10 protein-coding genes are annotated in these 9,201 nt (G+C 54.6%); 4 read left to right on the top strand and 6 right to left on the bottom strand.

What is annotated here, in order from left to right; translation table 11 throughout:
• Window positions 1–622, top strand: a 622-nt coding sequence (locus VGE80_RS11075; RefSeq protein ID WP_440592713.1) for a zinc-dependent metalloprotease, incomplete at its 5' end; no start/stop codon positions are given.
• 189 nt (window positions 623–811) lie between these two features.
• Here VGE80_RS11075 and VGE80_RS11070 read toward each other — a convergent pair.
• Entirely contained in the window at window positions 812–970 is a 159-nt protein-coding gene (locus tag VGE80_RS11070; protein ID WP_440592712.1) for a hypothetical protein, read from the bottom strand.
• Between VGE80_RS11070 and VGE80_RS11065 the strand changes: the two genes are divergently transcribed.
• From VGE80_RS11065 to VGE80_RS11055, 3 genes are all read left to right on the top strand, one after another.
• On the top strand, window positions 965–2,323 hold the full coding sequence (locus VGE80_RS11065) for a hypothetical protein (RefSeq protein ID WP_440592711.1): 1,359 nt from the start codon (window positions 965–967) through the stop codon (window positions 2,321–2,323). The genes VGE80_RS11070 and VGE80_RS11065 overlap by 6 nt on opposite strands.
• Window positions 2,324–2,464: 141 nt before the next feature.
• The gene (locus tag VGE80_RS11060; protein ID WP_440592710.1) at window positions 2,465–3,280 is read left to right on the top strand and encodes a hypothetical protein; all 816 of its coding nucleotides are present in this window, start codon (window positions 2,465–2,467) and stop codon (window positions 3,278–3,280) included.
• Window positions 3,281–3,464: 184 nt separating this feature from the next.
• Window positions 3,465–4,103 carry a flavin reductase family protein gene (locus tag VGE80_RS11055; protein ID WP_440592709.1) on the top strand — a complete coding sequence of 213 codons (639 nt, stop codon included), beginning with the start codon at window positions 3,465–3,467 and terminating at the stop codon, window positions 4,101–4,103.
• A gap of 137 nt (window positions 4,104–4,240) precedes the next feature.
• On the opposite strand, the gene VGE80_RS11050 is transcribed toward VGE80_RS11055, so the two are convergent.
• The 5 genes from VGE80_RS11050 to VGE80_RS11030 form a co-directional block, all read right to left on the bottom strand.
• Window positions 4,241–5,797 carry an ABC transporter permease gene (locus VGE80_RS11050; protein ID WP_440592708.1) on the bottom strand — a complete coding sequence of 519 codons (1,557 nt, stop codon included), beginning with the start codon at window positions 5,795–5,797 and terminating at the stop codon, window positions 4,241–4,243.
• A gap of 52 nt (window positions 5,798–5,849) precedes the next feature.
• Window positions 5,850–6,296 (bottom strand): acyl-CoA thioesterase, encoded by a 447-nt coding sequence (locus tag VGE80_RS11045; protein ID WP_373650939.1) that lies wholly within the window; start codon window positions 6,294–6,296, stop codon window positions 5,850–5,852.
• Window positions 6,296–7,546, bottom strand: coding sequence for a glycoside hydrolase family 15 protein (locus VGE80_RS11040; RefSeq protein WP_440592707.1), 1,251 nt, complete (start codon window positions 7,544–7,546; stop codon window positions 6,296–6,298). The genes VGE80_RS11045 and VGE80_RS11040 overlap by 1 nt, the downstream gene beginning before the upstream one ends.
• Window positions 7,547–7,906: 360 nt before the next feature.
• On the bottom strand, window positions 7,907–8,845 hold the full coding sequence (locus tag VGE80_RS11035) for an ABC transporter ATP-binding protein (protein ID WP_397571034.1): 939 nt from the start codon (window positions 8,843–8,845) through the stop codon (window positions 7,907–7,909).
• 106 nt (window positions 8,846–8,951) lie between these two features.
• Window positions 8,952–9,201 (bottom strand): hypothetical protein (locus VGE80_RS11030; protein WP_440592706.1); only part of this gene is annotated, 250 nt, incomplete at its 5' end.

Below are 9,201 nucleotides of genomic sequence, written 5' to 3'. Positions count from 1 at the left end.
CTCCGAAATCCGCCGGATCGACTATCCAATTCACGACCAGATTGGGAGCCTGCAGGCAGGCATGCTGAGTGGATTGCTCAGTCCTCAGGTTTTGGCACGGCTTCAGGACGGGGAACTGAAGGTGGCACCTGGTGAAGACGTCTACACCCTGGCCGAACATCTCAAGACCTCTGTTGAGGGGATCTTCTCGGAAGTAATGTCTCCCCCTGCTGGCGAATACACGAACCGAAATCAGTACATTGGCAGTTTCCGCCGAAACACTCAGCGAGCCGCGCTGAAACGTCTGAGCGACATGGTTCGTCGCTCTCCAACGGATACTGCTTCGCAGTTGAAATTGCCCGAAGATGCACGGGTTCTGATTCGTGTGCTGCTGACCGATTTGCAGACGCGAATCGATGCAACTCTGGCGAAGGAAGATTTGAAGCTGGATGACTATACTCGAGCCCATCTGATTGATGCGAAACTTCGTATTAAGCAGACGCTTGAAGCTGAGTCAGAAGATTTCGGCAAACCTCAGTCTTCGGGCGGGGGCGGCAGCTTCCTCTTACTGGGGCAACCCAACGGCGGGAGCGGAAACGAAATTGTCGGGGAACTGCAACTGGTCCCGGAAGACCAGCCCTGAGAATAATTCACCGCGAAGTGACGACTCTGGAATTTGCTTTATGAAAAGTGAAAACTGAAAACAGCCAACCTGACCGTAATTCTGCTCGGATCGGTCCTTTGCGCATTCGTTCTCTGGTTTACGAACGTTCCTCTGGGGATTCCGGGAGAATGGACATGGGAACGCGTACCGACTGAACCCGATCTACTGTTAAACCTTTGCGGTGGCGCCGTCGCTGCCGCATTTTTCATTGCCTACGTCGGGTTCGGGCTGCGTCGGTTTTCCCGTGATCGGATCTCGCTCGTTGAGAGCGGCGTCTGGCTGGCGGGACTTGTCACCGCGAGCTTCTGCTGGCTCTGGATCGTGCAAGAAGTCGCTCCCGTCAAGAATCGCCTGGGGAAATCGGCGTTCGTCCTCTACTACACGAACTCATCCGGCTATTACACCCGAGCCCGTTATGATGAGCCCGACCCTGCCAAATTGCTGAAGGGGTATGAGGCCCTGATGCGAGAAGGGGATGTTCTGCATACGGGGACTCATCCCCCAGGACTGTTTCTGGCATTTCATGCCCTGCTGAGAATTTGCGATCGTTCGCCCGTGCTCGCTTCGTTTCTTGACGCGACTCAACCCGCTTCGTTCCGTGAGGCGACAGACGTTATTGCCGCGAATAATCTGAGGCGACGAGTGCCAATTCCGCTGGTCCCTCTCGACAAGCGGGTTTTGTGGCTGGCAACTCTGCTGGTCATGGTGTCTGCTTCGCTGGCCGTAGTTCCCTTGTTCGGTCTTTTGCGACGGACTTGCTCGCCGCCGATCGCATGGCTGGGGACCGCATTGTGGCCCTCGCTTCCGGCACTGGCGATTTTTATTCCCAAGTCCGATGCCCTGTTTCCCTTGGTCGGCCTCGTTCTCTTGTGGTGCTGGCTCACCGCCTGGGATAAGAGGTCGATTCTGCTTTCCCTCATCAGCGGATTAGTGGCATGGCTGGGGATGCTTTGCAGTCTGGCATTTATTCCTGTTCTGATCCAGGCGTTCTGTCTTTCAATTGTTACTACTTTCATTCAGCAGCGATTCCGGAGTGAAGACAACTTCATTCCAGAGGACGCGAAGCATGTTGACTTGCGGGGATCCACTCCGTTCGATTCTCGAAGATGGCTCTGCATCGCGACCGGAGTGCTTGGGTTCGTGCTGCCAACGTTTCTGATGTGGGGCTTTGCTAAGGTCAACCTTCTTGTTGTCTGGTGGCTGAACTATGACAACCATGCCAGCTTTTATGTTCAATACCCGCGCAGTCACTGGAAATGGCTGCTGGCCAATCCTGTTGAGCTGACATTCTCGTCAGGTTTTCCTGTCGTTTTTCTGGCAGCATCTGTCTTAAGTTGCCTCCGATTGAATGAGTTCACCGGCCGACGGCGGGTTGACGTAGCGGAACTCGATCAGGACGAGCGACAAAAAAGATACGCGTCAGCGACAATCATTTGCACCGCCATGGTATGGGGGCTCCTGTGGCTAACTGGCAAGAATTCAGGGGAAGCGGCCCGGTTGTGGCTCCTTTTTCTCCCTTGGCTGGTCTGGCTGGCAGCCATTCAGCTTGAACGGCAGATGCACGGGAAAATGAAGTTCATGCCGTCCGACTGGCGAGTCTTAACTCTGCTGGCGATTCAATTCGCGGTCTCACTTCTTACGGTGACGCGGGTGAGTGGCTTTCACTCGGACGCTGGATAGATCAATTGACACGACTCCATTGGATTTTCTAAAGATTGCGAATCGGTCTGTCGATACCCCTTCATCTTCGGTCGGTTAAGGCGCAATTTCCGCCTTCTAATTACTTCCGATGGAGAGAAACACGTAACAAGGATGTTGCAAATGCTTCTCAATCGATCGTTGTATTGCCGACTTCTCGATCATGGTTTGAATGTAGTTTCGAAGACCGAGCCACAGGATCATCCTTTTCCTCACGTTCTCTTCGATGGGATCTTCCCCGACGATATCTATCGACGTCTCTTGAAGTCGTATCCTTCCGCTGAGCATTTCGTGAAGGCCAATCAGAAGCACCATTCCAACGAGTACGGCGGAAGCACTCGTCAGCGAATGTCGCTCTGTGAATCCGCATTGAACTCATTGAATGAACAAGATCACATGCTGTGGTCAACAGTTCGCGCGGCCATCAGTAGCACCGAGTTTCGTGACGCCGTGTTTCAGAAGCTTTCGACCGGGCTGTGCCGTCGGTTCAAGGTAAGGGCTGCAGAGCTTCCCAAGATCCCGGCGTACCCTCGCGGTCAGTTATATAGCGAAACCGAAGGTTACCGTATTACTCCGCATCCCGACACGCGTGAGAAAATTGTCACGATGCAGTTTGCTTTCCCAAGTGACGACTCACTGGCGAGCGTCGGGACCGAATTCTACACGCGCAGCCTGAACCCGGCTCATTATCTGCGGGAACCTCGTGGCTTCACGATTTCCAAAACAATGCCTTTTCTGCCCAATCATGCTTATGCCTTCTCGGTACTGAACGATCTGGGACTGAAAAGCTGGCACGGTCGCAGCACCATTCCACCAATGGACCGCGTACGAAACACGCTGCTCCATATCTGGTACGCTGAACCGGATGAGTCAGACAAGGATCTGGTCGCCTATCGTAAGTTTCTGGAAACACCCGTTCCCGTTCGCAAAAGCGCATAGTATGGCGCAGACACCTTGTGAATCGATGGCGGAGGCAGCGTACGCGGCACGGTGACGCAATCGCGCCTCTGCCTTTCTATCCTGCAATGAGCTCCGTCAGTCCCGGTGCATCACTATATTACGTCGGCTGTCGCTCTCGCGATCAGCTTGTTTCTTGCCGTTGTGATGCGTGAGGAGTTCAACCGTGTACTTTGATTTTGGCAAACTTCCCCCGAACGAATGTTACAAGCTGTTCGTTTCGACGATCACACCGCGTCCGATTGCGTGGGTCGTCAGCCAGTCCGGCGAGGGAACCTTGAATGCAGCGCCATTCTCGTTCTTCAATGCATTTGCGGCAGATCCACCCGTCATCGGAATTGGGATCGGCAGCCACAAACGTGGGCGTCCGAAGGACACCAGGCGTAACATTGAAGAGTCGCGACAGTTTGTTGTGAATCTTGTCTCTGAAGAGAACGCGACAGCAATGAACGTCACGGCCATCGACTTCGACTATGGGGTGAACGAACTGGACGAAGCTGGTCTGACGCTTCTTCCGTCGACGTTGATCCATCCGCCCCGTATTGCAGAAAGTCCCGTCGCATTCGAGTGCGAACTGATCCAATCGATAGAACTGGGGGAACATAGTGGCTTAATTCTCGGACGTGTCCTCGCCATGCATCTCCGCGACGACGCCGTTATTGACCCTGATCACCACTATGTCGATACACCAAGCTTGAAACTGATCGGACGAATGCACGGAGCAGGCTGGTACGCTCGCACGTCTGATCTCTTCAAAATGGACCGGATCCCCCTGGCGGACTGGAATCAAGATCGTCCGCGTTGAATCGCTCTAATCGATCGCACCCTTGGGCGCACCGACCGATACCATCGTGTAACCTCGCCTGAGCGATGCGATAGCGAAGTTCTCCGAATGGGCTTTGCCTGATCTCCTGCACGAGTGATCGTGCTTATCTTGGGATGTCACCTGGTCGCTAGTGACTGAACTCGCAGCAGAACTCCCAGATGGCAGGCGGCGCAAATAGAGAGGAAGCTCAAGGCCATGAAGCTCAGCAGAACGTACTCATTCATGGAACCACCCAGCGGAATCATAATTACGGCTTCGAGCATCCCGACAGCGATATAGATACCGATGGAGAGCCCAATCGCCAGTGGAACTGCTCCCCACCGGGCGTAAATCGAAATCAGCGCGGCGAGATGGCAAACCATTGCGGAAAACAACGCGAGAATGACCATGCCAAGTAGAAACACATCAACCCTCTCTTGTCTCAACACCGAGTCCAAGTCAGCGTTGAAGTTCGGACAGAGGGCAAGGGTCACTATCCCAAGCACAGGTGCTGGGAGCCAGTTCAGCAATGCTCCTTCGAGCTTCGAGTAGACGACCTTGTTGATCGAATGAGGGAGTAGCATCAGCGCCGAGAGCGTTTGGCCTCGCACTTCTTCCTGCAGAGATCGGGAGATGACACGTGCGGCATCGACTACGACGGAGACCCACAAGAGGAACAGAAAGAAGTAGAACCAGTTATTATCGCCATCGAACGCGAACAGCAGCAATCCTAGAATGCCGTAGTAGAAAAGGCGGAAACAGACTGCTGGGCCGCCGCCAGCGACAAAGTGGAAATCTTTCCATCTGAACGGGTGGGTCCACGGTCGCCCTGCGGAAAACGGAGAGTAGCTTCGATAACGCGATACAAAGCCACGCGATGTCGCTTCTGACGAGGGACTGCGCGTTGCGATCCCAAAACAAAGCCACGCCAGGGCTGAGCAGAAAATCCCCATCAGCACATTTGAAATCACCTGGATGCTCAAGGCGGTCTCGCCAAATCCGGTCGTCAGGATCTGGCTCATCTGGGTGAAAACAGAGACTCTCGAAATGGCTTCGACGAACTGCCATCCGACCGTGGTCGACGTAGATCCACCTTGCGACATTTGCCAGTTTGCATGAACAAAAGACCAATACCCGGCGAGCATTGGGATGAAGAAATAGGCGAGCAATCCAATCACCATCCATGTTGACGCAGATTTGCTGTTGGGAGCCAGCGTTGAACAGAGTAGTCCGAACCCTGCCAGAAAGATCAAATAGGCTACGAGCGCTACGGTTACTGACCAGACCTGGGACTGCATGACGCCCCCCATCGTCACGGCCAGTAACACGAAGGGGTACTGCGCGGCGATCAAGAGCATCGATTGCCAGAGTCGCCCGCCTGATTTTCCGGCCAGAATTCCAAGCGGGCTGATCCCCGCCATCAGCATCAATCCTAATGTGTCTTCTTCTTTTTCCTCGGTGATCGACGTGGCAAAAAAACTAATGCCCAGAAGCGTCATAAAAAAGACATCGAGATAGGCGATGCCTGAGAAAAAGTGAAGTCCGGGTGCTCCGATCAGGAAGGACGTCAAACGCGTGTAGCTCAATGAAACGTAGATGGCGAGCAGAAGTCCCAATCGGGCCAGGTGGCTTGACCATGCACGAGAGTCGATTCGCAACGAACGTTCCAGCAGAGCGAATGTCCCATCAAGCATGGTGTTGTCCTGGTTGTATGAGAGTAGCCCTCGGCGAATACAGTAGCGAGCTCTACCTTACTTCGCGATCGGCTTTTACTGAATCTCCGTCCGGGATGATCTCAAAAGCTTGCGCAACCTCGGGGGGAATCCGTTTCGGTGAGCCTGTCACATAGTCAATGTAGGCCCAGTCGCTGGCTGACCTCGCTATCACGGCCTGGTCCGAGACGCGGATCATCTCATAACGTCGCAGGGAAGTGACTTTTTTCAGGTTTGCAACCCAGGTTCGCACGACGATCTCATCACCCAGTTGAGCGGAAATCAGGTATTCGATGTAGTGTGACCGGACAACCCAGCCTTGTCCGAGTTCACGATGGGCCTGCATCGACCAGCCTTGTGCCGACGAGTGTTCCATCGAAGCGGACTGCATCCACTTCAGGTAGGAGATATTATTGGCATGGCCCAGATCATCCAGGTCCCGTTCAACAACGACGTGTTTCCACTCGAAGATGGCAGGCATTAGTTGGTTCCTCCGGCTGCGCCTGGTTCCGCCATCATGGATCGTAATGCCATTTTGAGATTGGCCTGTGTCCATAGTAATGGGCAGATATCGTTCGGAACATATCGCCCTTGGTCACTGTAGTACGATTCGGGGCATCGGTATGGACCCGACGAAGACCCTGCTGAAGTCAATTGACCGAGTGCGCGATTAAGGTGTTCGACCTGCCGCTGGCGAGCCTCTTTCTCCCGGGTACGCTGGTATCGCAGCCCATAGTGAATCGACAGGATCGGGTCGAATAGACACCATTGGGCTTCCGTCCCCGGTTCCAGCAGACGGTCTCTGTCGGCGAGGTTGTCGCTGAAATCGGCCGTCCGCACGGTGGCGGCGAGCTTCTCTTTGTAGTTTGCACACCAGTACGAATCGCCGATGTAGCGCCGGATTCCGTAAGGGCCAAGCAAGTTCGTCGTGACGTCTGCGACAATCTGGTCTGCCATCTCGTTTGAAACGAGGCGATAGGGGAAGATCAGAAAAAGCAACGCGGCATCATAGGGGCGATGCTTCAAGGGATCCGGCTGAATGCATTCCCGTGGCAGGATTGTTTGCAGAGCTTCCCTGCCTCTCGCTGGATACGACTTCCCGGAATACTCGGACCAGGCCTCTAACCCCGCCGTCGCGACGCCGATACTTGAAGCAGAGACCTTGCGAACTTCCTCCCAGTGCCCGCTATCTTCGTCCTCCCAGAATTCAATCGCCAGCAGGTAGCGGGCGATCATGTCCAGCAAGTTCTGCTGTGCCGGATTCCACTGGCAGACGTTACCGAGTCGAGAGGCGAGCCAGAGAAAGCCGCCGATGGCATCGTTCTGAGCGTGAGACCATTTTTCGTCGAGTTCACACAGGCGATCGCCGTCGAATCGGATATGTGGACGTGCCATGGGATCGCCGGGATCGGTTTTCCCGTCGATGATGTCACTGAACCGGTGGCGATGCTTTTCGAAGTACGTCATCAGCGACCGGGTCGCCGCGGCGGCTTTCTCAGTTTCACCCCATGTCCAGTGTGCGTGTGCGATGTGGACATTGTCGCGGACCCACACGTTCCGATAGCCGGTCAGCTCGAAATCGCCCCCCTCCCCAGCCGCGGCGGAAAAGAGGCCATTGGCGAGCGTCGGGAAGCGAAACGTCCCCTGCTCTTCCAGAAACTGAGTGAGCCGTTTGACCTCGTCTGCTGTGCAGTCCGGGGAAAGCTGAAGTGGCGGGAGAGGGTTCACCATGGCAACATCCTTGATGTCATAGTCTGTTTTTGAATTCCGTCGATGGGTCCTCGGTCGCTCGGGCAATCCCGAACATCGACGAACTGAGGGATCATATCCAATCAGGTAACGCCCGGCTGTTCGAGTCTCCGGGCCGCTCGATCCATGGTCTGGACGCACCGTCTCATTTGCGTGACTCGAACAAACTCACATTGGACTGACGCTGATTCCTCTGGCTGGTTCTTCAGGCCTGGGAAACATCCTTCCAAGGAACGCATCGTACCCAGCAATTTTGCTGCTGGTAAGACCGATCGGTGGATCGCGGCACCGGGTAGCGGGTCTATTTCGTCAATCCGAATTTGGTTCCCGGGGACCGATCTACTACTGCACCAAGCCCTTTGTCAGCGACATGAACGCGGTTTCCAGATTGACCTCTTCTTCCCGGAACAACGTCAAGTGGAACCCTTCCGAGATCAGCATCGTGGGCAGTGGACTGTAGTCGAACGTATCTGATTTCAGGGTGGCTTCGATGGTTCCCTTGACGATGTCGACCATTGAGACCAGTTCGTGTTGCTCGAGCAGAGCGGCGGCTTTCTCCATGGTCTTCCCGGGCTGCTCTTTCACCCGAATCTGAAGCATGATCTGCTGCCGTGCTTTCCGCATGACTTCATCGACATAGCCGTCGACGATCAGATTCCCTTTTTCGATCATGCCGACTCGCGTACAGACGTCTGCCAATTCGGGAAGAATGTGGCTGGAAACGATGACCGTCTTCTTGAGTTCTCCCAGTTTTTTCAGCAGGTTACGGATTTCGATTCGGGCCCGGGGATCCAGGCCGCTGGCGGGTTCGTCCAGAAGCAGCACTTGAGGTTCGTGCAGCAGGGTTCGAGCCAGTCCGATTCGCTGGGTCTGTCCACGAGAAAGCTGATTGACCATGGCGTCCCGTTTAAAGGACATGTCCACCAGTTCCAGCTTGTCTTCGCAGACCTTTCGGCGACCGGGGCCATTGATCCGGTAGGCGGATGCGAAAAATTCCAGATACTCGATCACCGTCATATCGTCATAGACACCAAAGAAGTCGGGCATGTAACCGACCATTCGGCGGATCTCACGTGGATCATTATAGATTGACTTGCCGCACACATAGGCTTCGCCGTAATCCGGGGCGAGCAACGTGGCCAGCATTCGCATGGTGGTCGTTTTGCCTGATCCGTTGGGGCCGATGAAGCCGAACACATCCCCTTCCTTCAAAGAAAGGTTGATCTCGTTGACCGCGATCAGGTGGCCGTAACGTTTCGTAAGCTGTCGGGTTTCAATCATGTGCTTCAGTCAAAGCGAAAGAGTTTTCAGGTCACACGCACGGACGAGATGTGGATCACTCAACGCCTCACGCCGTTTCTTGTGGTGCGAGGTTGAGGCTACCGGATCAATCAGGGACGACTCGTTTCAGTTCTTTCAGGACCTCTGTCGATTTTTCGACGGGAAGGATCAATCGGACAAACGATGCTTCGCTGTCTGGTTCCAGCGGTTGCTGATTCAGCTCGACTCCGGCGATGGGCTGACGCAGTCGACCAAACAGTACGGCACGTCCCAGTTTCAGCAGATGCGAACAATCTTCCTGGTTCAAAAGAAGGTTCGTCAGGCCCGTATAGCGATCGCCACTGACTTCATCGAAG

Origin of the sequence: Schlesneria sp. (genome assembly GCF_036405755.1) — a bacterium.
GTDB lineage: Bacteria > Planctomycetota > Planctomycetia > Planctomycetales > Planctomycetaceae > Schlesneria > Schlesneria sphaerica.
This window is presented reverse-complemented; position numbering and strand designations above follow the sequence as displayed.

Coding starts and splice junctions, on each gene's coding strand:
- VGE80_RS11035 (WP_397571034.1), bottom strand. CDS start 8,845: ATGATTGAAACCCGACAGCTTACGAAACGTTACGGCCACCTGATCGCG.
- VGE80_RS11040 (WP_440592707.1), bottom strand. CDS start 7,546: ATGGTGAACCCTCTCCCGCCACTTCAGCTTTCCCCGGACTGCACAGCA.
- VGE80_RS11045 (WP_373650939.1), bottom strand. CDS start 6,296: ATGCCTGCCATCTTCGAGTGGAAACACGTCGTTGTTGAACGGGACCTG.
- VGE80_RS11050 (WP_440592708.1), bottom strand. CDS start 5,797: ATGCTTGATGGGACATTCGCTCTGCTGGAACGTTCGTTGCGAATCGAC.
- VGE80_RS11060 (WP_440592710.1), top strand. CDS start 2,465: ATGCTTCTCAATCGATCGTTGTATTGCCGACTTCTCGATCATGGTTTG.